The 25,258-nt window shown below is 37.9% G+C and carries 23 protein-coding genes; 1 reads left to right on the top strand and 22 read right to left on the bottom strand.

What is annotated here, in order from left to right:
* Positions 1–104: 104 nt before the first annotated feature.
* The 8 genes from PPA04_RS06125 to rpsO all read right to left on the bottom strand — a co-directional run bounded on the left by PPA04_RS06125 (position 105) and on the right by rpsO (position 8,777).
* A complete protein-coding gene (locus tag PPA04_RS06125) occupies positions 105–392 on the bottom strand; it encodes a nucleoside triphosphate pyrophosphohydrolase family protein (RefSeq protein ID WP_057784494.1) in 288 nt (95 codons plus the stop codon).
* Positions 393–394: 2 nt separating this feature from the next.
* The gene (gene yihA / locus PPA04_RS06120; protein ID WP_057784512.1) at positions 395–985 is read right to left on the bottom strand and encodes a ribosome biogenesis GTP-binding protein YihA/YsxC; all 591 of its coding nucleotides are present in this window, start codon (positions 983–985) and stop codon (positions 395–397) included.
* A gap of 114 nt (positions 986–1,099) precedes the next feature.
* Positions 1,100–2,347, bottom strand: coding sequence for an ATP-dependent Clp protease ATP-binding subunit ClpX (gene clpX / locus PPA04_RS06115; protein WP_057784495.1), 1,248 nt, complete (start codon positions 2,345–2,347; stop codon positions 1,100–1,102).
* Positions 2,348–2,477: 130 nt separating this feature from the next.
* Positions 2,478–3,809: a trigger factor gene (gene tig, locus PPA04_RS06110; protein ID WP_057784496.1), complete on the bottom strand. Its 1,332-nt coding sequence runs from the start codon at positions 3,807–3,809 to the stop codon at positions 2,478–2,480.
* Between the two features lie 203 nt (positions 3,810–4,012).
* Positions 4,013–5,200: an elongation factor Tu gene (gene tuf / locus PPA04_RS06105; protein WP_057784497.1), complete on the bottom strand. Its 1,188-nt coding sequence runs from the start codon at positions 5,198–5,200 to the stop codon at positions 4,013–4,015.
* 190 nt (positions 5,201–5,390) lie between these two features.
* Positions 5,391–6,320, bottom strand: coding sequence for a hypothetical protein (locus PPA04_RS06100; RefSeq protein WP_057784498.1), 930 nt, complete (start codon positions 6,318–6,320; stop codon positions 5,391–5,393).
* Between the two features lie 59 nt (positions 6,321–6,379).
* Entirely contained in the window at positions 6,380–8,095 is a 1,716-nt protein-coding gene (locus PPA04_RS06095; protein ID WP_057784499.1) for a ribonuclease J, read from the bottom strand.
* A gap of 412 nt (positions 8,096–8,507) precedes the next feature.
* Complete coding sequence (gene rpsO, locus PPA04_RS06090; protein WP_057784500.1) at positions 8,508–8,777, bottom strand: 30S ribosomal protein S15; 270 nt, start codon at positions 8,775–8,777, stop codon at positions 8,508–8,510.
* 267 nt (positions 8,778–9,044) lie between these two features.
* Here rpsO and rpsT point away from each other — a divergent pair, with 267 nt between their 5' ends.
* On the top strand, positions 9,045–9,299 hold the full coding sequence (rpsT, locus tag PPA04_RS06085; protein WP_057784501.1) for a 30S ribosomal protein S20: 255 nt from the start codon (positions 9,045–9,047) through the stop codon (positions 9,297–9,299).
* A 59-nt stretch (positions 9,300–9,358) separates the two neighbouring features.
* On the opposite strand, the gene holA is transcribed toward rpsT, so the two are convergent.
* The 14 genes from holA to PPA04_RS06015 form a co-directional block, all read right to left on the bottom strand.
* The gene (gene holA / locus PPA04_RS06080) at positions 9,359–10,396 is read right to left on the bottom strand and encodes a DNA polymerase III subunit delta (protein ID WP_147206760.1); all 1,038 of its coding nucleotides are present in this window, start codon (positions 10,394–10,396) and stop codon (positions 9,359–9,361) included.
* Positions 10,374–12,590 carry a DNA internalization-related competence protein ComEC/Rec2 gene (locus PPA04_RS06075; protein ID WP_260280954.1) on the bottom strand — a complete coding sequence of 739 codons (2,217 nt, stop codon included), beginning with the start codon at positions 12,588–12,590 and terminating at the stop codon, positions 10,374–10,376. The genes holA and PPA04_RS06075 overlap by 23 nt, the downstream gene beginning before the upstream one ends.
* A gap of 58 nt (positions 12,591–12,648) precedes the next feature.
* Positions 12,649–13,131 (bottom strand): ComE operon protein 2, encoded by a 483-nt coding sequence (locus PPA04_RS06070; RefSeq protein ID WP_057784503.1) that lies wholly within the window; start codon positions 13,129–13,131, stop codon positions 12,649–12,651.
* 51 nt (positions 13,132–13,182) lie between these two features.
* Positions 13,183–13,941, bottom strand: coding sequence for a helix-hairpin-helix domain-containing protein (locus PPA04_RS06065; RefSeq protein WP_057784504.1), 759 nt, complete (start codon positions 13,939–13,941; stop codon positions 13,183–13,185).
* 107 nt (positions 13,942–14,048) lie between these two features.
* Positions 14,049–15,095, bottom strand: coding sequence for a SepM family pheromone-processing serine protease (locus tag PPA04_RS06060; RefSeq protein WP_229923061.1), 1,047 nt, complete (start codon positions 15,093–15,095; stop codon positions 14,049–14,051).
* 12 nt (positions 15,096–15,107) lie between these two features.
* Positions 15,108–15,584 carry a pantetheine-phosphate adenylyltransferase gene (gene coaD / locus PPA04_RS06055; RefSeq protein WP_057784505.1) on the bottom strand — a complete coding sequence of 159 codons (477 nt, stop codon included), beginning with the start codon at positions 15,582–15,584 and terminating at the stop codon, positions 15,108–15,110.
* Positions 15,585–16,145 carry a 16S rRNA (guanine(966)-N(2))-methyltransferase RsmD gene (gene rsmD, locus PPA04_RS06050; RefSeq protein ID WP_057784506.1) on the bottom strand — a complete coding sequence of 187 codons (561 nt, stop codon included), beginning with the start codon at positions 16,143–16,145 and terminating at the stop codon, positions 15,585–15,587.
* Positions 16,146–16,156: 11 nt separating this feature from the next.
* Complete coding sequence (locus PPA04_RS06045) at positions 16,157–16,432, bottom strand: YlbG family protein (protein ID WP_057784507.1); 276 nt, start codon at positions 16,430–16,432, stop codon at positions 16,157–16,159.
* Between the two features lie 28 nt (positions 16,433–16,460).
* Positions 16,461–19,895 carry a pyruvate carboxylase gene (locus PPA04_RS06040; protein WP_057784508.1) on the bottom strand — a complete coding sequence of 1,145 codons (3,435 nt, stop codon included), beginning with the start codon at positions 19,893–19,895 and terminating at the stop codon, positions 16,461–16,463.
* Between the two features lie 19 nt (positions 19,896–19,914).
* Positions 19,915–21,075: an FtsW/RodA/SpoVE family cell cycle protein gene (locus PPA04_RS06035; protein WP_147206758.1), complete on the bottom strand. Its 1,161-nt coding sequence runs from the start codon at positions 21,073–21,075 to the stop codon at positions 19,915–19,917.
* Positions 21,076–21,321: 246 nt separating this feature from the next.
* Positions 21,322–21,456, bottom strand: a complete 135-nt coding sequence (locus PPA04_RS06030; protein ID WP_147206757.1) for an LPXTG cell wall anchor domain-containing protein — start codon at positions 21,454–21,456, stop codon at positions 21,322–21,324.
* 42 nt (positions 21,457–21,498) lie between these two features.
* Positions 21,499–22,962, bottom strand: coding sequence for a mucin-binding protein (locus PPA04_RS06025; protein WP_147206756.1), 1,464 nt, complete (start codon positions 22,960–22,962; stop codon positions 21,499–21,501).
* Complete coding sequence (locus tag PPA04_RS06020; protein WP_147206755.1) at positions 22,883–24,181, bottom strand: mucin-binding protein; 1,299 nt, start codon at positions 24,179–24,181, stop codon at positions 22,883–22,885. Before PPA04_RS06020 ends, PPA04_RS06025 begins: the two co-directional genes overlap by 80 nt.
* Before the next feature lie 37 nt (positions 24,182–24,218).
* Positions 24,219–25,258: hypothetical protein (locus PPA04_RS06015; protein ID WP_222591707.1), on the bottom strand; the 1,040-nt coding region annotated here is incomplete at its 5' end.

The raw sequence follows: 25,258 nt of genomic DNA, 5'->3' as shown, positions 1-25,258 counted from the left end.
CGTTCCAGCCCAAATTTGTTGGAAGACGGTACTTTATCTAATTTTGCTACCATGAACTTTTCGTATCAACTAACAAGATAAGTTTTTGTGGTTTCAACCCTTAGTTACTCATTTGCTGGATAACGTTGATTTAAGGTTTCGATATTTTCTTGTGCCACTTGTTCAAAAGGAATGTCAGCCCATTCTGCAACCTGTGATAAATACCACAAAACATCGCCCATTTCTTTTGTTAATTCGTCGCGATCCAAATCCTTACCATGAAAAGTATAGTTTTTAACTAAATCAACAACCTGACCACTCTCACTAGCTAAACCTAAGGCACAATTTGTTAAAACCTGTTCATTGCCAAACAAAGTTCTGTTTGCTTTTTTTTGATAATCATTAAATTCCATTGTTAGTCCTCCTCGATACGCTTCTCAATCCATTGCCAAACCTGATCCTTACCCATTTTTGTTTGAGCTGAAAAAAGTTGAAATTCATCGGGTTCGCTAAAATGGAGTGTCTTCTTGATCAAACTTTCACTCTTGTTCCACTTACCTCGGACAACTTTGTCACTTTTAGTCGCCACAATTAAAATAGGAATTTCATAATAATGAAGCCAATCATACATCGTGACATCGTCCTCACTTGGCGCATGCCGAGCATCAACTAAAGAGATGACTCCCTTAAGCTGTGGACGCGTGGAAAGATAGGTTTCAATCATTTTCCCCCATTTTTCTCGCTCTGTTTTGGACACTTTTGCATAACCATATCCAGGGACATCAACGAAGTAAAGTTGATCTTCAACATTATAGAAATTCAAGGTTTGCGTTTTTCCCGGTTGCGAGGAGGTTCGCGCATAGCTATTACGGTTAATTAAAACATTTGTTAATGAGGACTTGCCGACATTAGAACGACCGACAAGCGCAATTTCTGGATAACCAGTTGTTGGATACTGAGCTGGAGCCACTGCACTCATGACTAACTCGACATTATGAACTTCCATTTCTTGTACCACCTTTTTAATCTTGTCTAATTTTACCACATAAAGATTGCAATTTTTAATCAAAAAAATAATGGTTTCCAAATTAGAAACCATCATTCTTTTATTTCCAGCTATTTAAGAAGCTTTCTTATCTTTCAAAATTAATTCTGGTTCTGCATGATCAACAACTGTGCGTTTTGTCACCGTTACTTGTTCAACATCATCACGAGATGGAATATCGTACATTATATCACGCATAACTTCTTCAATGATAGAACGTAATCCACGAGCCCCAGTATTGCGCTCAATCGCCTCTTCAGCAATTGCTCGTAAAGCTTGGGGTGTGAAATGTAGTTTAACATCATCCAGTGATAATAGCGTCTTATATTGTTTAACCAATGCATTTTTGGGTTCAGTTAAAATACGAACCAAGTCATCAGTAGTTAATTTTTCTAAAGCGGTAAGAATAGGCAAACGACCAATGAATTCAGGAATCAACCCAAACCGCAATAAATCTTCTGGGATCACTTGTTGCATAAGACTCTTGGACTCATCAATAACCTTATCAGTATCAGTTCCAAATCCGATAACCTTGTCACCCAAACGGCTCTTCACAATATCTTCAATACCATCAAAAGCTCCACCAACAATAAATAAAATGTTAGTAGTATCAATCTGAATGAACTCCTGTTGCGGATGCTTGCGTCCGCCTTGGGGTGGAACATTAGCAATCGTGCCTTCCAAGATCTTAAGCAAAGCTTGTTGAACACCCTCACCAGAAACATCACGCGTAATGGAAACATTTTCGCTCTTTTTAGCAATTTTGTCGATTTCATCAATGTAAATAATCCCCTTTTCGGCCTTATCTACATCATAATCAGCATTTTGCAAAAGTTTTAAAAGAATATTTTCAACGTCTTCACCCACGTAGCCAGCTTCAGTCAAAGTTGTCGCATCTGCAATTGCAAATGGTACATTCAAAATTCTTGCTAAACTCTGCGCCAAAAAAGTCTTACCAGATCCTGTTGGCCCAATAATACTGATATTACTCTTTTGTAATTCAACATCGCCTTCATCAGCACTTTCCATCTGATTAATTCGCTTGTAGTGGTTATATACAGCCACAGACAATGTGCGTTTAGCTTCTGTCTGACCAATGACATACTCATTTAATTTATTGACAATTTCAGCTGGTGTTGGAATATCAGAAAATTCTTCTGCACTCTCACGTGAAACTTCTTCGTCAATAATCTCTTTACATAAATCAATACATTCGTTACAAATATAAACTCCGGGACCAGCAACAATTTTCTTTACTTGATCCTGAGTCTTTCCACAAAATGAACAAGTAATTGTCCCTGTGTTATCGGTGTTATCTAACAACCAACTCACCTCTCTAATGTTTATAAGAACATCATAACAAAAACCTTGGTTTTAAGCTAACAACTCGTTTTAAAAAAGAATCCATCAAGGAACTCAATGGATTCTTTTTAAATTCAAAATTTGATTTGAACTATTTAGCATCTTTTGCTGTATCGTCTTTTTTAGCAGCTTTTGCTTTACTTTCTTCTACAGCAGAATCAGTAATGACAGCAACAGCCTTCTTTACAGCGATATCATGCTTCAACATGTCTTCAGAAAGAGCCTTCTGAACAGCACTTTCTTCCATACCATATTGTGAAGCCAAGTCTTTGATTTCAGAAGCAACTTCATCATCAGTAGGAACAATTTTTTCAGCTTCAACGATAGCTTCCAAAACTAAGTTAGTTTTAACTCGGTTTTCAGCACCATCTGCCAATTGTTTCTTCAAATCATCTTCAGAAGTACCAGTGATCTTGTAGTAAGTCTTAGGATCAATTCCTTGTTGTTGCATGTTTGCCAAGTATTGGTCGAGTTGACGTTGAACGTCTTCATCGATCATTGCTTGAGGAACTTCTTTGACTTCGGCATTATCAACAGCCTTTTGAATTGCTTCGTCTTCCTTAGCTTGGGCAGCAGCATCATCTTTTTGTTTCTTCAACTCATCATGAGTCTTAGCCTTTAATTCATCTAAAGAATCAACTTCCTCATCAACATCTTTAGCAAACTCATTGTCTAATTCAGGTAATTCTTTTGTTTTAATTTCATGAATTGTAACAGCAAATACAGCTTCTTTACCTTGAAGATCTTCAGCATTGTAATCGTCAGGGAAAGTTACCTTAACGTCTACTTTATCATCAGTATTGTGGCCAACTAACTGTTCTTCAAAGCCGGGAATAAATGAATTAGAACCAAGTTCCAAGTCATAGTTTTCAGCTTTACCACCATCAAATGCCTTACCATCAACTTTTCCTTCAAAGTCAATTGTAACTGTATCACCATTTTCAGCAGGTTTGCCCTCTTTTAAAACAAGTTCTGCTTGTTGCTCACGTTTCTTTTCAATCTCAGCGTCAACTTCTTTAGAAGTTACACGATGACCTTGTTTAGCAACGGTTAGGCCTTTGTAATCACCTAGTTTAACGTCTGGTTTAACTGTCACAACAGCCTTCAAAACCCATGCCTTGCCTTTTTCCATGCTATCAACATCGATTTTAGGTTGGTCTACTGGTTCGATTTTTGTTTCTTCAATAGCAGCTTCATAAGCTTCTGGAAGCACAATGTTCAAAGCATCCTCATAGAGTGCTTCTTCACCATACATTTGATTAAAAATTTGGCGTGGGACACGTCCTTTTCGGAATCCAGGTACATTTAATTGTTTCCGAGTCTTTTGGAAGGCTTTATCTAAACCTTCTTGAATTTTATCGGTGCTAATTTCGAAAGTTAATTCGCCATTACTAGCACTCTTTTTTTCCCATTTTGCAGTCATTATTTTCCCTCCGACAATAAAAAAGTGGTTTTACAATTTGTATTGCATACGGATACTAGTTTACCGTATACGACTAGAATTGTAAATGCTTATGTTCTCAATATCGGGCATAACACCACATTTTCAACGTTTTCACCATTTAAAAGCATAAAAAAGACCCGAAATTTTCATTCCGAGTCTTTTTAGTGTGTTTTGAAAACTAATTAGTCATCAATTTCAGAAACAACACCGGCACCAACAGTATGGCCACCTTCACGAACAGTGAACTTAGTACCTTTTTCAATGGCAACTGGTTCGATAAGTTCTACAGTAAATGTAACGTTATCACCAGGCATTACCATTTCAACGTTATCTGGTAATTCAATGACACCAGTAACATCAGTTGTATGGAAGTAGAATTGAGGACGATAGTTTGAGAAGAATGGTGTATGACGACCACCTTCCTCTTTCGTCAAGATATATACTTCTGACTTGAATTTCTTGTGAGTCTGGATTGAACCAGGTGCAGCAAGAACTTGTCCACGGACAACTTGGTCACGGTTAATACCACGGAGCAATACACCAACGTTATCGCCAGCTTCTCCTAAATCAAGAGTCTTACGGAACATTTCAAGACCAGTAACAGTTGACTTCAATGGTTCGTCTTTCAAACCAACAATTTCAACTTCATCACCGATTTTAACTTCACCACGATCAATACGACCAGAAGCAACAGTACCACGACCAGTGATAGTGAAGACATCTTCAACAGGCATCAAGAAAGGCTTGTCATTGTCACGTTGTGGTGTTGGGATATATTCATCGATAACATCCATTAAGTGAAGAATAACTTTTTCTTGTTCTGGGTCGCCTTCAAGTGCTTTCAAAGCTGAACCACGGATTACAGGAACATCGTCACCAGGATAATCGTATTCTGATAACAACTCACGAACTTCCATCTCAACTAAGTCAACCAATTCGTCATCATCAACTAAATCAGTCTTGTTTAAGAAGACAACGATATAGTCAACACCAACTTGATGAGCAAGTAAGATATGTTCACGTGTTTGTGGCATAGGACCATCAGTTGCAGCAACAACTAAGATGGCACCATCCATTTGAGCAGCACCAGTGATCATGTTCTTGATGTAATCAGCATGTCCTGGAGCATCAATATGAGCATAATGACGTTTCTCTGTCTCGTATTCAACATGGGCAGTATTGATTGTAATACCGCGTTCACGTTCCTCTGGAGCAGCATCAATATCAGCATAATCTTCAGCTTTAGCTAAACCTTTGCTAGCTAAAACCTTTGTAATTGCTGCTGTTAAAGTAGTTTTTCCATGATCAATATGGCCAATTGTACCAATATTTACATGGGGTTTTGTTCTTTCGTAATGTTCTTTTGCCATTAATACGAACCTCCTGTATTTTTCGTAAGAATTACTCAGCCCTTGGCGTGGCTGGATTCTTTAAAAACTATTATACTACATCCTCATGAAAAGGCAAAGGTCTCGCCTAAGAGAATCCTTAAACATTATATAAAGAACACTGAAGTTTGTAAACCAATTAAGCCAAAAAAATTGCAATATTTATAGCTTTTTACTTATTTATATCGTTATTTTCCAAAAGTTCAGTCGTATATTTCCGAAACTTTCCCTGCCATTTAGTCATAAAACGCGTATCTTCTGTATCCGGATGCATTCGACCATAGTAGTCATCTAGCCAATAGTTCACCCACTCTTCAGGCTTTTTAAAAACTTGTTTTGCATAAGGATAAACATAACTTAGATAGAGATTTTTATCTTTCGAAATTCCTTCGAGTAAAATTGGATCACTGTCAGCTAATTTTTCTTGTAAAAATTTATTTAATTTTATTTGAACCGGGTTATCCAAAATCCCAGTTAATCGGGTTAAATCGATTTCATGATTTTGTTGGTCTAACCAATAATACTTAATTTTTCCCTTCAATTTTAACGAAACAACATTTTCAAGGACCGTGGCTCGAATCAAAGGATGGACGAAAGGATCCACAAAAATAAACTGCGCCGCTTGAAAATATTCAGTTGCGGGTAATTGCTTTGCTTCTTGCAATGTTGAATTGGCTTCCCTCACTGATAAATCACCCAAATGGTAAAACTTCTTTAATTTTTGATTTAAAGTCACTTTTTGCTGGCGAACTTCGATTTCTTTATTAGTCAAACTCGTCACATAATCGGAAATATTGTCAACATGATCTTGTTTTAAAATTTCCAAAAATTGATGGGCACCTAAAAAGTCCTGGCAAGCTAACAGAAGCGAAAAATAAAGGTTTTGGCCTTTTGAATCATTGGCATAAAAGTCGTAGTAATCATTGGCATATTTTAGGCCTTCCAAATAGTGTTTAGTTTTAAACAAACTCAAAACGAATAAATAGTGTAGTTGCTGATTATTTGCTGTTTCAGAAATAATAGGTTCAATTAGGTTAAGCACTTTATTCCACTGTTCATCCGCAACAGCCCGCTTGATTTTTAATAATTGGTCATCTTGCATGATAAACCTCCACTGAAAAACTGGTAATGTCAATCAACTCAACATTACCAGTTTCTAATTTACTTTTCTTCAACTTTTTTTGATGCCTTACTTGGTGCTTTATGATGATGTTGATTAACTTCCATAATTACTGGAAGAATTACTGGATGACGTTTTGTTTGATCAAACAGATATCGACTAATTTTCTCCCGAATATCCTGTTTCAAATGGCCCCAATCAAATTCCTTGTTATCAAGATTGTTTTGAACCACTTCTGTCACAATCGAAGCACTTTCCTTAAGTAGATCGTGCTCTCCATTGACATAAACAAACCCTCGTGAGGTTACTTTAGGATGCCCAATAATCAACTTTTTTTTGCGGTCAATCGTCACAACAGCAATAAAAATCCCGTCATCCGACAAAATTTTTCGGTCCCGCAACACAATGTTTCCAATATCACCAACACCGATTCCATCAATCATGGTATCACCAACTTCAATGCCCTGGCCTAAATGCATCTCGCCATTTTTGTACTCCAAAACATCGCCCTTTTGGGTTAAGAAGATGTGATCATCTGCCATGCCTACCTCACGAGCAAGTTGCGCATGTGTATTTAACAAACGATATTCACCTTGAATTGGAATCAAGTAATTTGGCTTCAAAAGATTAATCATTAGTTGTAAATCATTTTTGCTGGCATGACCTGAAGCATTCAAATCATCAGAAATAGCTTTAACTTCACCACCGGCACGATAAATCATGTTCTTTGTTTTAGCAACGGTAGTTTCCATTGCGTGTGACGGGGTCGTAGTAATAAAGACTAAATCACCAGGATCTATATGAATTCCTTTACCAGGATCGCTAGCCATCTTTTGTAAAGCTTTAATAGGTTCTCCCATTTTGCCAGTTTCCAAAACAACAGTGCGTTCTTTGTCTAAACTCTCTAATTTGTTAAATGGCACAATCACATCATCTGCAGGTAAATGTAATTTATTCAACCGTAAAGCAGTATTGACAATTTTTTCTAAATCATGACCTGTAAGGACCACTTTCCGATCAGATTGGGCGGCCGCATCCAGAACTTGTTGAATTCGTAAGATATTAGATGCCACGGAAGCAACTACAATTCGGCCTTCATGATACTTGAACGTTTCCAAGATATAGTTAGCAATATCACGTTCATTGGTTGATGGTTTAGGATTTTCGTCATTTGCCGATTCACTAAGAAGCGCTAATACACCATTCTCACCAATCTGGCCCAAACGTCCAAAATCAGTTGCATAGTCACTTGATGCAGTTTGGTCAAACTTGAAATCACCAGTATAAACAATTTGCCCTTCACTAGTTTTTAAAACAATTCCCAATGATTCCGGAATAGAATGTGTTGTTCTGAAGAACGAAACTGTCACATCCCCAAAATCAATTTCCATTTTTTCATTCACAATATGAAAATCAGTAAACTGTTTTAATTTGGCGTCTTTTTCAACATTGAGTTTGGCTAATGCAATGGTCATTTCTGAACCAAATACTGGAACTGGAAATTGATCCAAAAAGTATGGTAAAGCCCCAATAGCATCTGCATGCCCATGTGTTAAGAACACCCCTACAATTTTGTCACTATGCTTTTCTAGATAAGAAAAATCAGGAATGACCACATCAATTCCCAGTAATTCATTTTCCGGATATTTCAATCCACAGTCTAAAATATAAATTGAATCATTCACCTCAACGGCATACATATTTTTGCCGTTTTCACGTACCCCACTAAATGGGATAATTTTGATACTATTACTCATTCATTCCACCTCAAAAATTTTTAGTTACTTTCATTTTCTGCTTGTTTATCTATCAAATATATGTGAGCTTTAAAACGACACTAGATCAATGTTCGCCACTTAGAAGCTCTCAAATATAAAACTTCGGTTGAATTTTCTGGTCCACAATTCTAAATAGTCCATATTTAGAATTATTTAATCCAAAAATTCTTTTAACCCTACTACAGCACATTTTAATGCGTTATTACAAAATCTATTCTGTCTCGACGTATAAACTGCTTTAAGTTTACCACATTTTAATACGAGAGTTGTGTTCCAAGTATTTGAAAGTTTATAAGTTTTCTTTAAAAGTGAACTAAACCTATTTTTAAGACCGTTATTTAATCGAGAGCACAAAAAAAAGCGGAGACCGAAGTCTTCGCTTTTGAAAATCTTAACGACGTAAACCTAATGATTCAATTAAATCACGGTAACGTTGGATGTCAGTACGACGTAAGTATGCTAATAAATTACGACGATGACCAATTTTCTTCATTAATCCACGTTGTGAATGGAAATCTTTTTTATGAACGCTTAAATGCTTATTAATTTCATTAATATCTGCAGTTAAAACAGCGACCTGAACTTCTGTAGAACCAGTATCGCCATCATGACGCGCATATTTAGTGATGATTTCGTTTTTCTTTGCTTGTGAAATTGCCATTATTTTCACCCCTTTTATTTATTGCCCGAAACTGGGTTAATCGTTGGTGATTCGATAAACCAAGTATGGGTTCGTGCTTAACACACAAGATATATCATACCTAACTTTCACATAAAACACAAGTTTAGTTTCCCTCGTCATGGATAATCTAAGTGTTTTTGCCTATCAAGTAATGTTACTTGACAATTTCTTATTGCATTCAATACTTGTCTTCTGTATAATAACACTTGTTGTAGTATTGATTTCAGATCAGTGGAGGTGAATCAAATGCCAGTTATTAAATCCGCAATGAAGCGAGTAAAAACTAACGAAAAAGCAGCTTTACGTAACCAATCACAAGTAAGTAAGCTACGGACTGCAGTTAAAAAATTCGAATCAGCAGCTGTTAAGGGCTCTGACGACAAACAAGACTTATATCTTACAGCTATCAGTAAACTTGACCAAGCTAAAACAAAGGGCTTAATCAAAGCTAACAAGGCTGCTCGTACAAAGTCACGTTTAACAAAACAACTTGCTAAATAATTTATGAAACGAATAAAAGCCCTGAGGCATCTGTCTCAGGGCTTTTATTATCGAAACTTTTAAGCAATCTTTTGATCAATAAATTGTAGCAAAAACAGTTCAAACAGAAGTTCAGGATCTTTTTGAGTTGATTTTAGCTGTAAATCTAAATCAATCAATCCTGTATATCCCTTTGTAAGATCGGTCATCGAAAAATGCCGACTACTTTGCATTGCCAACTTTACTCGATAAGGATGAACCTTTAAGGTTCCCGCAATATCACCTTGTGAAAAACCCTGATTTTGTAAAATTTTCACTTGTAACAATAATCTGATCTGCCCAACTAAAACGGCGTTAATTCGCAAAGGCTGTTCTTGCTGCGTAATTAAACTTTGATAAATATCGATAGCTTGTTTAGACTTTTTTTGCAAGACTGCATTACTCAAATCAAAAACATTTTGATCAAGACTTTTCGAAACCAAAGCATCTACAGATTCCACCGTAATCTCTTTTTTTCCAATATTATAAAGCATTAATTTTGGTAACTCATTCATCATGGTACTCAGTTTTGAGTCTGTGCGAAATAACAACTGATTCAAAGCCTCTGGTGAAATAGTGTAATTTTTTGTAGTAAGGCGTGTTTTAACCAATTGACTAATTTGACCTTGATTTAAATTACCAATTTGGATGGTTATTGCTTGTTTATTCAGAGTTTTAACAATCTTCTTGCGCCCGTCCAACTTTTCATAAGCGGCAAATATTACTAACACTGTGGAATCAACCGGATGTTCCAAATAAGTTTGCAAACCATCAACATCATGGTTTGGTCCCCCTTTATGTCGTTCTCCAGTTAAAAAATAAGGATCCCTCACAAAAACAACACGCCGTTCACCAAAAAAAGGGGCCGATGTGGCATCATCTAAGGCTGCTCCCAAGGAAGTCGATTCCATATCATAATTGCCAATATTCATTTCCTGCTCTTCTTTTGGAACTAAATTCTGAAAAGCCCGTTGAATTTGTTGTTCCAAATAATCCTCTTGACCCAAAATTAAATAAACCGGATCGGTTTGATCTGCATTCAGTTTTTTAAGTAAGTCAGTGTACTGTATCTTTTTCATAATTCCTCCGTACAAAACGCCAATTTGTAAATCCATGAGAGGTGAAGCGATAACTGATCATTCCCTCATCAATCGTTGATACCGATTGAATCTTTAACTGTTTCAAAGTTTGAAGAGTTTCTGGATTTGGATGACCATAATGATTATTCTTTCCAGCTGAGATAACTCCAATTTTAGCACGAATTTGGCTCAAGTAATCTTTAGCAGATGCTGTTTTGCTTCCATGATGCCCCAGTTTAACAACCGAAGCCTGTAATTGCGGATAACGGGCAATAATATCTCGTTCTCCTGCTTGATCTAAATCTCCCGAAAAAATAAAATTATCATCGCCAAACTTGGCCCATAAAGTCAAAGAGTCATGATTTTCACCTTTACCTTCTACAAACGGATGCACGATTTCAAATGGCAAATTGGCTACCTTTTGATCTGCCAATACTGGTAAGAGCGCTGATTTTTGCAGAAAAGGTTTAACTTTGGACTGAAAACCACGAGAATTTTCCATCCCTTTAGGAATTACCACTTGTTTAACTTTAATGCCAGCCAACAGCACTCCGGCATCCCCAATATGATCTGCATCCTGATGAGACAAACATAGCGTGTTTACTTTTGAAATTCCTAAACTATGTAAATAATCTAGAACTGGTGGGGTATGCTTTTTCTCTGGACCTTTTGCCCATGCCGGTTTCAAGAAACCAACTTTACCTCCAGTATCAATTACTGTCACGGACCGATTGAATGGCATTCTAATTAGGATGCTATCCCCCTGTCCCACATCCACAAAAGTTACCTCACCATGAAGCGGGAAATGAATCCATATGAATCCCATTAAATAACAGCTTAACAAAAGCCAACTAATTCGTCTCTTGTATCTGGGAAATGCAATCCAGGCGAGAGAAATGATTACTAAAACGGCCGTAAATGCTAAAGGAGGTTTTCCAAAAATAATTTGTCCAGGCAACTTACTCAACAAGGTTACCAATTGATGGAATAACTGCAAGCCCACCGTGAACCAGCTACTCAGTTGTGGAATTAACCAAAACGTTGCTGCACTCATGATCACCAATGGCATCACAAAATTTGAAAAAATTGGAATAATCAAAAAGTTCGCAAATGAAGTTAACAGATGCCACTGATAGGTATGAAACAAAATAATTGGTAAACTCACAATATTTAGAACCCAGGCCCGTCTAAACGACGAATAACTGCCAACAAAAATAAGTAAAAATGACAGTAAGTAACTCAACTGACCACCCATACTCAAAATAACATACGGATCAAAGACTAGATTCACCAGCATTGTTATACTCCACACATTCAATTGTGTGTGGCGTCTTTTTAAAGTCGTGCCTAACATGCCTAATTCTGCCATCATAATTGACCGAAAAAGACTCCCCGAGCCACCACCAATAATCAAAAAGGCAGGTAGAAAGCAAATCAGCAAGATACTTGTCGTTTCCTTAGTTACACGTAATCTCAGGAATAACTGGCGCAATAACCAACAAAAATAAAAAACATGTAATCCTGATAGACTAAAAAGATGAAGCAAACCCAGAGTTGTGACACCCTCCATATCTTCATCAAACGCCTCATCTTTGAAACCAATCAGCAAACTTAGCGCATATGTTTGCATTAGTTTAGGCAATTGCTGACAATAAAGTCGCATATTATTTCGCCAAGTATGCAAAAGCCCAAAAATTCCTACAATTGGATTACTTGCCTGAATTGGTTGCCAACTCACTATGGTTGTTTTACTTAATAGATTAGTAATTCCCTTTGAAAAACAATAAGTTCGATAATTAAATTGATTCAAATTTCCTGGCTGATCAATGGTTTGAATTTGCCCGCGAACTAGTATTTTTACTGGTCGCCGAATTTTTTCTAATTGTTGCTTTTCATGCGCTGCTTTTAGATACCCGGAAACTCTCAGTCGATGCCCTTTCTCGTCCACACCAGTAAACTGAAAATAATCTCCCTGGCATTTTAGTTCATCAGGCTGAACTATCAGACTTCCCTGCCAATTGGGCTGACTAGCCATCGTTTGCTGATTCAAAGTCGTACTATGCCACCAAAACAACATGGCAAAAATAAACCCAGCAAAAAACGTCCAATAGATCATCGTTTTGTCGCGTAAAAAGCAGACCCGAATCATCCAATAAACAACTAACAGAGTTAATACCCAAACGTGAGATGTGATTACAGCATCGAGAAGAACGCTTAAAATTGCAATAAAAAACCATGGAAAAGCTTCAAAGCTAGTCTTGATTTAAAATTTTATCCATTGAAACAGCTGCAATTTCTTCATCAGTAAATTCAACGTGCTGCACCTCAATATTCATACGTTTTAAAAGCCCCATTGCGTATGAATCATTGTGATAATTTCGTAAATAATGAATTTTTTTAATGCCTGCCTGTAAAATCATTTTGGTACATTGCAAACATGGAAAGTCAGTCACATAAATTTCGGCACCATCAGTTGCAGCACCAAACTTCGCACATTGTAAAATTGCATTCATTTCGGCGTGGATCGTTCTAACACAGTGCCCATCAACTAGATAACATCCCTCGTCAATACAATGTACATCACCGGAAACCGAACCATTATATCCGCCGGCAATAATGCGCTTGTCACGAACGATGGTGGCACCTACTGAGAGCCGTGTACAGGTGCTTCGCAGCGATAGTAAAACAGCTTGTGTCATAAAATACTGATCCCATGGGATTCTTTTATCACTCATAAAAATGCCTTCCTTCTTTAAGTTAAAGTATACCAAATATTTACCGCTAGGTTACACACTTAATTGTGGCTTTAGGGCTTCAAATGTTTTATCACCAATTCCTTGGACTTCCTTTAATTCATCAATACTTTTGAATTTACCGTGCGCTTCTCGATACTGAATAATTTGATCTGCCTTTTTATCTCCAATGCTGGTCAGCGTTTGTAATTGTTCTTTTGTGGCAGAATTCAAATTAACTGTTCCACCTGTAGATTCACTTCCACCTGTCGTCTCACTTGAAGAGCTACTGTCATTAGATGCACTGGTTGTAGTAGAATCGGACGAAACTGGTGCGGCTACTTCTGCATCCACGGTACCCGTTGCAGCACCTTTAATTTCACCACGAATGGGCACATAAACAACTTGTTGATCCGTTAATCGCTGTGCCAAATTAATATGTTTACGGTCCGCCGTTTTGAGCATCCCACCAGCCAAATTAATCGCATCGTCCACACGCATCGAATTTTTAACTTTAAAAATTCCTGGATGTTTAACTGCGCCTTTAACGTCCACATAAACATATTCACTTGTAGTTTCACTAGTAGTCATTGTAGGACCACTTGCCGTTCCAGAAACGGTGGCAGGTGAACTCGTTTGATTACTAGAACTAAATTGTTCAGACGAATTTTCACCACTATTCATCGTTAATGCATCTGAGTTTGTATTTGAGTTGTGTTTTCCCATCAAAAGAAAGACAACTAACACTACCAAAACACTCCCACCACCTATTAAAATGTATTTTTTATAGTTTTCCCATAATTCTTCAATCACACTCCTCACATCCCTTCACCTATTAAATACGCACATAAAAAGAGATATTTTTAATTATTATCAATTTTCGATAACTTTTTAAAAATATCTCTTGGTGTTCTATAAAACTATTTGGTTTTTTGCAAATACTTTATGGCATCCTCAAAATTCTTTACCGGAACCACTTTCAGCTTCGGATCAATTCGTTTAGCCGTTTTTATTGCCAACTGATAATTAGTCAAATGATTTGGCTCATATTTCTCAACAAGTTTCGTTGGTTTGAGATAAGGCGCAAAGAAAATTGTGGCACCCGCTTTTTTGGCAGCAACAATTTTTTTGTCAATCCCACCAATTTCACCGACTGACCCATCCGTAGCAATTGTGCCAGTTCCGGCAATATTACGACCCTTACGCAGATTCTGATTAGTTAACTGACTATAAATTTGTAATGTAAACATTAATCCTGCAGACGGCCCCTCTGTCCCATGCGCATCAATGGAAACGGGAATCTTAGTTGTCACAGAATTATTGTCTGTTAATCCAATACCAATACCAGGTTTACCAGTGGATAAACGGACTAGCTTACCAGAAGCTGTCTTAGTTTTACCATTATGCTGATAAGTAATTGTGATGGAATTGCCTACGTTATGTGATCTAATCTTCTTCATGGCATCTTCGGCACTAACTAATCGCTGATTATTGACTTTGGTGATGGTGTCACCAACATGCAAAACGTGTTTAAATTGTGAATTTTTCTCAATCTCAAGGATATAGATGCCCTTGAAATGAACCTTCACAGCCTTATCAGCCTTATGATAGGCCACATAAATGGCTTGATTAATTGCACTATTCATATAAAATGTCTGTACTTTATTATACGTGGCATTATCTTGATTACCAGTAATATCACTAACAGATTCGACTTCATAATTGGGCATGATTTTCGCAAACACATACATCGCTGGCGTCCCTTTGATCACCGAAACTGTGGTCATCCGGAAACTTCCCTTTTTGTGATCGCGTTTATGATTCACTTTAACGTACTGACTCAATTGATCCGCCTTTCCGGGACCTTCTACATAAAATGGTAAAGGTAAAAACACGAAAACAAGCGCAACGATCATTGCAACTAGTAATAACCAATATTTTTTGAAAAACTTTCGGATTCGTGCCAAAATGTATCTCCTTTACTTAAATTTATCTTTTAAAGGTTGCACGACATTTGCAGGCACAAAACTGGATACGTCGCCGCCCATTTTGGCAATTTCTTTAATAATACTTGAAGCAACATAAGTATTCCGAGGATTCGCCATTAAAAAGATTGTTTCAACTGCGTGATCGAGTTGATGATTCATCTCTGCAATTTGACGCTCATAGCGATAATCAGCCTCATCCCGCAACCCTCGGACTAACGTGGTTGCCTCTAATTGTTTAAACAAGTCAATGGTAAGCCCCTTAGTCGGGATCACTCGTACGTTGGGCAAATCACTAACAGCATTTCGAATAAGCCGTACTTTTTCTTCAGTACTAAATAATGCTGATTTACTGGTGTTAATTGCGACAGCCACTACCAGTTCGTCAAATAACAAACTTGCCCGTTTAATTATATTAAGGTGCCCATTAGTCAATGGGTCGAAACTCCCCGGAAAAATTGCAACTTTCATCTAATCACCTGTTTCAAATTGATAAATGCTGACTTCCGTGATGCCATAATCTTGTCGTTTCCAAAGCTTAAAGTTGGGCATAGATTCCGGTAATTTTGCAAATTGATCCGTTTCGCAGACCACAATTGCACCGGCATTTAATAATCCTAAACTAACCATTTTTGCCATTTCTTTGACAATCTTCTGGAGTTTATACGGTGGATCCAAAAAGATCAGATCAAATTTTATGTCTTTATCAGCCAGAATTGTTAGTGCTCGATTGGCATCTTGACGCATAATTTCAAATTGATCTTGTGCCTTAGTAACCGCCACATTTTGTTCAATCGTTTGAATGGCTTGCCGTTGCTTATCTACTAAAACAGCCTTATCAATCCCTCGCGAAACGGCCTCAATACTCAATCCGCCACTTCCAGCAAACAAGTCCAAGGACCGACCACCATCAAAATAAGGGCCAATCATATTAAACATCGATTCTTTTACTTTATCTGTGGTTGGTCGCGTTTTTACACCAGGAACTGCCTTTAACCGACGACCACCAAAATCTCCAGAAACCACTCGCATTTATCATTCACCTAGTCTTCATTTGTACGTTTAAATTCCGCCGTTTCGTCATCATCAAAGTTCATCTTCAAGTCTGCACGCGGGGAAATTTCAGCGCTTTTAACGCTTGATAATTTGCCAATTGCAACACAAGCTTTTTGGGCCAGTTCACGATCAGTATACAAAACAGCATATTTCATGCTTTTTGAAACGTAATACAAAATGCCAAACTTTTTCAATTGCTTAACTTGTCTTAAATTAGATAAATTAATAATGATACTTTGTCGAGATTGAAGTGTAAATTCCATAATTGCCTCCTATGTGCGTCTCACAAGCCTATTTAAGCTTTTGAGGTGCAATCTCAATCAATAAGTCATTCGTGTCCACAACATCACCAGCAGCTACATAAACATGTTTAATGACACAATCAAACGGAGCTTGAATTGTTGTTTCCATCTTCATAGCTTCCGTAACCAACAGGTTTGTGCCCTTGCCAATTTTATCACCCGCGTGAACACTCACACTCAACACAGAACCACTCATTGTTGCCCCAATTTCATTACTATTTGTGGGTTCAGCCTTACGCTTAGTTGTTGCAGTTTCGTGAATACTTAGATCACGCACCACAATATCTTGTTTACGACCATTAACTTCGTAGTAAAGAGTTCGTTGCCCTTGCTCATCAACTTGGCCAATTTGATTTAACTTAATAATCAGATGGTACCCATGCCGCACTTCAACATCCACGGTTTCTCCTCGACGGATACCCTGAAAGAAGGTTGGCGTATCTAATTTGGTCACCGGCCCGGCCGAATCGATAAATGTATTATAATCATCAAATACTTTTGGATACAAGACAGCACTGATGACTTCTTCGGGGGTAACATCTCGTTGTAACTGTTTAATCAACTTTTTTTCAACTACGGCAAAATCGACTGCTTTGGCTAAACTACCAGGACGAACCGTAGTAGCCGTTTTATTTTTTAAAACCAATTTTTGAAGTTGTTTTGGAAAACCATTAACCGGCTGTCCCAAATTTCCAGCAAAAAAGTCAACAACGGACTTGGGAAAGTCAAGGTGCTCACCTTCAGAAAGGATTTCTTCAGGGCTTAAATCATTTTCAATCATAAACAAAGCCATATCCCCAACGACTTTTGAGCTGGGGGTAACTTTGATAATATCACCGAATAACGTGTTAACCTGGCGATAAGCCTGTTTCACGTCCTCAAAACGGCCTTTTAAGCCAAGTGCTTGGGCTTGTTGTTGCAAATTAGAATACTGTCCCCCTGGCATTTGCGTTTGGTAAATATCAGTTTGGGAACCGGTCATGCCATTCTCAAAATCTTGATAGAACGGCCGAACACCTTTCCAATAACGGTTAATTTCTTCTGCATTTTGAATATTAATTGTGGGTTGCCGGTTGTCACCCGTCATTGCATAGTACAAAGTGCTTAAACTGGGTTGACTGGTAGTCCCGGACATACTGCTGGCAGCAACATCCACAATATCCACACCAGCCTTTGCAGCACTCAAATAAGTTGCAATACCATTGCCCGTTGTATCATGGGTATGCAAATGAATCGGAATTGAAATATTATCTTTAAGTACATTAATCAGTCGATAAGCCGCTGCCGGTTTCAAAACACCAGCCATATCCTTAATCGCCAAGATTTGGGCACCAGCTTGTTCAAGCTCTTTAGCTAGATTCTTGTAATACTCAAGCGTGTAAGTCTTTTGACCTGCATCCAAAATATCACCTGTATAGCACATTGTTGCTTCGGCAATTTTACCGGTATCACGAACTGCTTGAATACTGGTTTCTAATTGTGGCACCCAGTTCAAACTGTCAAAAATTCGAAAAACATCGATGCCATTTTTAGCTGCTAATCTGATAAATTCCTGAATAACATTGTCGGGATAATTTTGATACCCAACAGCATTGCTCCCACGAAAAAGCATTTGTAGTAACGTATGTGGCATCTTTTTGCGTAGCTCACTTAACCGTACCCAAGGATCTTCGTGTAAGAAACGGTACGCCACGTCAAACGTTGCACCGCCCCATGCTTCGGCGGAAAACAATTGTGGCAATCCTTGATCGATTTTACCTGCAATTGGCAACATATCATGGGTACGCATTCGGGTTGCAAATAAACTTTGATGGGCGTCTCGCAAAGTGGTATCTGTCAACAATAATTGTGATTGATTGCTAATCCATTCTTGTAATCCAGACACACCTTGAGTCACTAATATATCTTTTGCAGTTTGCTCTTTTTGAGGAATAATTTGTAACTTTTCTAAGGCTTCTGGGTAATATTTTTTCTCGTGACTTGGTACCCCATCAGTACCATTAACTGTGATCTTACTCATGTAAGTTAATAATTTATTGGTCGGGTTAGCATCATTTTGAACTGTAAAAAGCTCTGGCGTTTCGTCAATAAAGGTCGTTGTGGCCTCTCCTGATTGAAATACCGGATGACTAATTACATTCTTCAAAAAGCCTATATTAGTGTGAATACCGCTAATCATAAATTCGTTTAATACTCGTAACATTTTCTTGGCAGTATTTTTAAAATTACTGTCATGCACGCAAACTTTTACCAACAAAGAATCAAAAAATGGTGTGATAACAGCTCCCGTATAAGCATTGCCGACATCCAAACGGACCCCATTACCACCTGGAGAACGATAGGTTTCAATAGTTCCTGTGTCTGGCATAAAGTTTTTTGAAGGATCTTCAGTTGTAATTCGACACTGAATTGCAGCTCCTTGATAAGTTAAATCTTTTTGTTGTGGAAAATGTAAATCTGTAAATAAATTTTTACCTTGTGCAATTAAAATTTGTGATTGCACAATATCACGATCCGTAATTAATTCAGTAACGGTATGCTCAACTTGCACTCGGGGGTTAACTTCCACAAAGTAAAATTGGCTTTTTTCTACCAAGAACTCAACCGTAGCAGCATTCACATAATGTACTGATTGCATTAAGCGCACGGCAGCATCACAAATCCGTTTTCTTAAATCAATAGGCAGAGTTACACTAGGGGCGATTTCAACCACCTTTTGATTACGTCGCTGCACAGAACAATCCCGCTCAAACAAATGTAAAACATTGCCAAATGAATCCGCTAGTATCTGGACTTCAATATGTTTAGGCGATTGTAAATATTTTTCCAAGTATAATTCATCACTACCAAATGATTGCATAGCTTCACTTTTAGCACGATCATAGCTTTCTTTTAATTGTGATTCTTTTTGAACAATTCGCATCCCACGGCCGCCACCGCCCATTGCCGCTTTTAGCATGATGGGATAACCATGTTTGTCCGCAAAAGCCTTCACCTGCGCAAAACTAGTGACTGGATCTTTGGTCCCCGGAATTGTTGCAATCCCAGCCTTGTTGGCAACGGCTTTAGCTTCCAGTTTGTCACCAAACATATGTAGATGAGCCACTTTTGGTCCAATAAAGGTGATACCCTCTTCTTCACAACGTTTGGCAAACTGCTCATTTTCGGACAAGAAACCATAGCCTGGGTGGATCGCATCCACGCTATTTTCTTTAGCAATTCGAATGATATCTTCAATATCTAAATAAGCTTCAACTGGTTTTTTACCAGCACCAACTAAATAAGCTTCATCTGCCTTAAAACGATGAACTGACAGTGCGTCTTCTTTAGCAAAAATAGCAACTGTTTGTAAGGAAAGCTCCTTGCAAGCCCGAAAAATTCGTGTGGCAATCTCGCCACGATTTGCAACTAATACTTTTTTCACAAATACCCCTCCAAACTCTTTATTCGCGAACCAGTGTTAAATTTTTAGTTCGCTCACGTTGTACGTTTGCACTCACATTTAGCAAGATGCCCATGGCAACTGATAACACTAACATACTTGAACCACCATAACTGATGAACGGAAAAGTTACTCCTGTAATAGGCAGTAAACCCGTTACACCACCAATATTGAAAAATGTTTGGATTGAAAGATAAGTCGCTAACCCGTAGCAAACTAAAGTTTCGTACATGTTATGGGCATGAATACCTAACCAAATTGCGCGACCCACAATAACTAATAACAAAATTAAAATTAAGCTTACCGTAACTAAACCTAATTCTTCCGAAACAACTGCCATGATAAAATCAGTATTTGCCTCTGGTAAATACCCTTTTTTCTGAATACTGTTTCCCAAACCAACACCAAACACACCCCCATTTCCGATAGCATAGTAAGAATTAACTAATTGGTTCCCCGAACTTTTGGCAAGTTCGAACGGATGCGCAAATCCTACAATTCGTTGAAGCATATAATTTTTTGTGTTTACATTAATTCTTGATGCAAGTGGTAGCAAGACAAACATGAAGGCTGAAACACCTAATAAAATAATGCCAATGCCCTTTCGATAGTCAATACCACTGGCAAAAAAGATGATCAGGGCGATTGTAAAGTTGATTGTAGCGCCCCCCAAATCACGCTGAAGAAAAATAGCCAAGACGAACACTAATGTCATAATTAAAGGTGCGCGATAATAACTCTTAGGATCTCTTTCAAGTCGATCATTATGTTTAGAAAGCATATCTGCTAGATAAAGTGTTAAAAACAATTTAGCAACTTCCGCAGGTTGAATATTAATCGGCCCTAATTCAATCCACCCTTTTGCACCATTCACAACCGAACCCCAAAACAGGAGATAAACAAACGAGAAAATCATCCCAATGGCAAAAATTTTTAAAAATGTTGAGCTTCTAAATTTTTTTAGTTTAAGTTCAAAAACAAGTGCTGCAACCAAGAATCCAACCATGACATATGCCATTTGGCGAAAAAGATAGCTCGTTGCACGGATTCCATTAATAATATAATAATCAGCACTTGACGAGTACACCATGATAATTCCAAATACGCATAAAATTACGTATGGTACCACAATAAAATAATCTAAATACTTAAATTTCTTCATTAAAGATGAACCCACCTTGATTGTAAATATTTTCGTGCTAACTCTGAACATTATAGCATACGTAACCGCTGGCAAAAATGAGGAAAACACGCAGAACTTCTAAATATATTACGCAATACCACTAACATTCACGGTAAAAGTTACGATTACGTGAAGATTTTTCTTGCCTTTTTGTCCACACAAAAATGGGATTGAACGATTCAGCCTAACACTGAAGTTCAATCCCATTTTTAATTTTTGAGTAACTTACTCATCGTCGTGCTTTCTGCGTTTAATTCCAAATAACGCCATCATTGCACTCAAAATCGTAACTCCCATCACAGCTACAACATTTTCATTCTTCTCATCAGTCTGTGGAAGCGTGCTGGCTTTATTAGTCATTTCCCGTTTTGCATTCTGATTTGTTGATTGATTTGCTGTTAACTATGCATTGCCATGGTTTCCAAACGTTGCCGTGTTATCAACAGAATTGTCAGAATGGTTACCAACTTCTGGATTCTCGATATTATCAGAATTTCCGTTACTACCAGAATTGCCAGTGCCACTACCGTCTGATTCTCCCGGACTTGGCGTTCCAGGATTTTCAGGCTTCTCAGGCTTCGTACCACCATTGCCATTGCCTGAGTTACCAGAATCCGAAACCTTCTTGTAATGAACCACAACCAAACTATTTGAAGGTTCAATTGTTGTTTCAACAGGGATAAGTTCTGCAACATCACCATCATTTGTATAACCGACAATATTAGGTGTCTCAACCTTGGCATACACATTCTGTGGTGAGTATGTCACCACACCAGTGCTCAAATTAGTGCCAACTTTGTAAATGACCTTTTCAATCACATCAACAGGTGTCTTTGATCCAGCCCCTACATAATGAATTGTCCGAGTAACAGTCATTTCTGTGTACACAATCTCATTAGTTGGCGTATAAGTTACCAAGACATCATCAGAACCAGCCACAAAGTTTGCAACTTCATCATCATTTAAGGTAACAGATGGTGCATTCTTGTCTGCTGTGTAACCAGTAACCTTTGGACTTGTGACGCCGGCAAAACCGTCATGGTTGTTATTGCCATCATCACTTGTGACCAAGGTCCAATCGCTATAACCAAGGAGCTCGCCTGTCTTCGCGTCAACAAAGGCCGTCCGGGTATAAGTTGCTGTTTGAGCAACACTTGCCGGATTCTTGTTTGCACCGGTATAAGTGATGGTTCGACTAATGGTCTTATCCAAATCAGTCTCACTAACTCCGTCTGGATATTTTGGTCCATCTGGATTAGTTGGATCAATGGGATTCGTTGGATCTTTCGGATCAGTTGGATCAACAGTTACCGTTTCATCTTTCGTATAGGTCACCGTTTCATCATCAGAGCCGGCCACAAAGTTTGTCACAGCATCGTTATCTAAGGTAACATCTGCCACATTCTTATCCGCTGTATAACCAGTAACCTTTGGACTTATGACTGCTGTAAAGCCATCATTGTTGTTATTGCCATCGTCACTTGTGACCAAAACCCAATCACTATAACCAAGTACTTCACCAGTCTTCGCATCTACCGTTGCTGTTCGTGTATAACTCCCAGTTTGGGTTACACTTGCCGGATTCTTGTTTGCACCGGTATAAGTGATGGTTCGACTAATGGTCTTATTCAAGTCTTTTTCAGATACACCATTTGGATACTTAGGACCATCTGGATTAGTTGGATCGACTGGATCGGTTGGATTCTTTGGATCAGTTGGCCTAACAATGACTGTCTTATCTTTAACGTAAGTTACATTCACTTTTGAGTCTAACGGTCTGGAGCCTTCAGTTAAAACTATCGCTTTCAGAAGGGTACCTACTACCAGCTGTATATCCAGTAACTGTTGGGCTCGTAACTTCAGCATAACTACCTTGAGGTGTCCAAGCTGTCTCACCTGTTGTTTTATTGGTCATAGCCTTATAAATAACGTTTTGTATCACGTCTTTGGGAGTGCTAATCCCAGCTCCAATATAATGAATGACCCGATGAATAGTAACTTCATTTACTGGATTCGTTTCATTCCCATTATTTGGAACAAGCGTATCGGCACTATACTTTACAGTCACGTTGATATCTGCTGGTTGTGTCCCTTCAGACATAATTATGGCTTTAGGAATCACATCCAACACTGTTTCTTTATCAGCAGTATATCCCGCAACATGTGGGCTTGTAATAGCTGTGTAAAACCCTTGTGGCGTCCAGACGGTTTTACCTACTGTTTTATCAGTAACGGCTTTATAAATTACATCTTGTACGATATTAGTCGGAGTTTTCGCACCCGCTCCGGTGTAATGAATTGTTCGATGTACCGTGACTTCACTCACCGAATTAGTCTTATCCCCATTATTTTCCACAATCGTATCTTTACTGTAGTTAACTGTTACTATTGCTTCGTTTTTTGGTGTTTCACCCTTCTTTAACACAAAAACTCCAGGTTTCACCATAGGTACTGTAACTTGATCAACGTGATATCCAGCAAGATTCGGGCTAACTACGGCACTATATACGTTCTGCGGTGTCCATGACGTTACACCAGTCGTCTCATCAGTCATTAACTTATAAATCACGTCTTGAACAACATCGGCTGGCGTCATAACTCCAGCTCCTTTATACTGGATCGTTCGATGAACTAGAACCTCACTTATTGGATTTGCATCATCACCGTTATTTGGGACAAACGTATCAGGTGTGTATTCAACTTGAATATCAATCTGAGTCCCATTTGCTTTATTTGGAACTACGAGATCTTGTCCAGGAGACGCTGTGTAACCAGGATAATCTGGGATGTTTACATTTGAACCAATGTCTGCAGTAATTGGATCACTAGGTGTTAAGCAATTAATTGGCTTACCGTTTTTATCTACCGGTGTCACTGTATACGTAACTTGATCCTTAGCATATACAAATGTAACCTCTCCATCAGTTGGTGCAACAACCGAAACGGAACCATTTTTAATATCTGTATTAACATTGGTTAAGGATTCAGTAGTCTTTATATTTTGCACATGATACCCAGAAACAGTTGTTGCTGTTAACTGATTTTTGGTGTGAAAATCGGTTTCGATTTCAGTATCCGGGGACAATGAATCTCCCTTTTCATCCACATAGTGGGTTGTAACATTAATGATGCCCAAATTCAGTTGGATTACCATTAAATTTTTTATTGACACAACAACCATTTGTACTAAAAGTTAGATTTGAGACATCTGTAATATTCTTTGCTTCTATTGGACCATCGCTATCAGATTCTGGTGACGATTCAAATACTGTACTTGGTAATTGCTTAAATATCGCACTTGTATCAGGTATACCCTCTGGATACAATGACTCAAGCTTTGCGTTCCAAGTTTCAACCATAATTTTAATTGTAAACGACCCATCAGACACAGATTCATTCAAGATATTAGCAATTAGGCTTTTTAAAGTGTCCGAATAAGTATATTCGTTTAAATTATCAAATTCGTGCTTATAATATGCCATTCCTAAAAATGTATCTAGCTTGCCCAGCAATGGCAGGTCATATAAAATCATTTCCTTTGCAACAAACGACTGATATTGACTACTGACTGAATCAGTCATATCGGAATTAAAGTTCTTAGTAGTCAAATAATCATTTTTCAATAATTCTGAGAAACCTTCTTGTATATTAGTAACAATTTCTATCACATTTGCCTGTGATAAATTTGATAAATTCAAATTTTGAAAATATAATGCATTTCCCAAATTATCTACAAAAACAGGTATGGTTTGAATTGTCGCATTAATAATTGTGTCAACTGGGAGTGAAATCACGTCTGAAGCTGGCGATAAAGTTATTGTCTGCGGAGCATCTGCTGTGGGTCGAGCTAAATAATTTGTCGCATTCGTTGCTTTTAGAATAAGTTCTAAACCATAATCAGCTGTAGTATTAATAGTTGAACCAGGTTTACCATCTACTGATAGTTTAGAATCGGATGAATTAATCACTTTTCCAGTGGTTTGATCAACATATTGTATTTGATAAGTTTGATTTGCTAACTGCAAATGGATTAGTAAGTTGTCACTATCATCTGCAGTAAGGGTATATTTCACCGTTCCACTTTGACCAGTTGCTAATACATATTTCTTTTTACTGCTGTTGACTTCGGACATAATATTAGTCCACGATAAATCATTTGCCG

The sequence above is a fragment of the Pediococcus parvulus genome (genome assembly GCF_007990205.1).
Lineage (GTDB): Bacteria > Bacillota > Bacilli > Lactobacillales > Lactobacillaceae > Pediococcus > Pediococcus parvulus.
This window is presented reverse-complemented; position numbering and strand designations above follow the sequence as displayed.